The following is a 1,552-nucleotide window of genomic DNA, read 5'->3' as shown; positions in this document are numbered from 1 at the left end:
CTTGCGCTGCAAAGCTCTAAGCTGACGATCACGGCTTTTAGCCTCGTACTCATCCATATCCTGCGCCACGTAAGGCTGTCCCTTGGTCAGCATGGCGTAGATCAACCGGGCCAGTTGGTGAGCCGTAGCCTTGATGGCGCAGGCCGTATCCATACGAGCCAATCGGGCGCGGTGACTGGCACCGATAAAGCTTTTGTCGGTGCGGGCGCTAGAGGCCGCCTGCTTCAACGCTTGTGCCGCCCGGTTAAATACCTTGGGGACATGACCGGGCAAGGGTTTTCCTCCCGATATTCGGGTTGAGGGCGCCAACCCCATCCAGGAACTGAAATGCTGCTCAGTCGGAAAACGCGACAAATCAGGTCCGACTTCGCTCGCCAGAACCAAAGCCGATTCGATGCCAATGGTGGGAATTGCGGTCAGGTCGACTCCCATAATCCTCACAAGCGCCTGGTGCAAGCTGGCTTGTTCATCTGCCGAGCGATGCGGGCTACGCAATGGCTTGGTGGGTTGCATAGGGGCTTCGTTCAACACCGGAAGTCGAGCAAGTGCCTGAGTAATGGCCTGATCGCATTCGGTAATCTGCCTTTCAAGGAAATCATAAGCAGCCACTTCCTGCTCCAAAGCATGCAAATGCTCGACTCGCCAATTACCGTGCAGACTGCGGGCAATGGTTTGGTGATCGGCCTTGATACGACCGTCTCGCAAGTTGGCCAAGACTTGAGGGTCACGCTCGCCATCAATGATGGCCTTGATGATTTTCATCCCTGTCACACCAGCGATATTGCTGATGACATTGGCTAACTGAATGTTCATTTGCGTCAGGGCTTTTTGCATGCGGTTGATGGTCTTGGCTTGATCACGAACCTTCATAGCCCGCTGGCGAACCAATGATCGCATCGAGCAAATACCATCAGCGGGCCGGAAAGCCCCTCTGAGTAAGCCATGGGTCATGAGCTGCCAGATCCACTGGCAATCCAGAACATCGGATTTACGCCCGCTTATCTGACGAGTTGCACGGGAGTTGACCAGGTACACCTCAAAGCCCCTCGAATCGAGCAACTCGAACAGCGGTATCCAGTAAACGCCAGTGGCCTCCATCGCCACGACCTTGATTTTCAGCGATTCCAGCCATTCAGCCAGCTTCACCAAATCCTCAGTGAAGGCCGGAAAACAGCGAACAGGTTTGTCGGTTTGATCGGGATTGACGCCAACCCAGTGCTCGCGGCTGCCTATATCAATACCGGCACAATGAGGGTGAATCACTTCAAATCGTTTCTGCTGCTTCTTGCGCGCCATGACAATTCCTCGCAGGATTGAACGGCGCGCGGGGAACACGGTGGCGAACGGATTCACTCTCTCATACGTGGTCACAGCTTGCTGTGCCTACAACGACTCCACGCCGATACCGTGCCGGCCACTCTCCCTCGCGGGTGCTGACACACCAGTGATAGCTACGGCCTCTTTCCCCGCGCGCACCCAATCTTAAGCCGAGCACTTGTTTGCTGCGCGACAGCGCAGCGTCGAAGACGCGGCGGGGACTCCCTCGCCACAA

General features: G+C 56.0%; 1 protein-coding gene. It reads right to left on the bottom strand.

Annotated elements, in window-relative coordinates:
- Positions 1–1,296 (bottom strand): IS110 family transposase (locus tag AACY42_RS28395; protein ID WP_339483817.1); only part of this gene is annotated, 1,296 nt, incomplete at its 3' end.
- Positions 1,297–1,552 lie beyond the last annotated feature (256 nt).

It is taken from the genome of Pseudomonas sp. RL_5y_Pfl2_73, assembly GCF_963970515.1.
Lineage (GTDB): Bacteria > Pseudomonadota > Gammaproteobacteria > Pseudomonadales > Pseudomonadaceae > Aquipseudomonas.
This window is presented reverse-complemented; position numbering and strand designations above follow the sequence as displayed.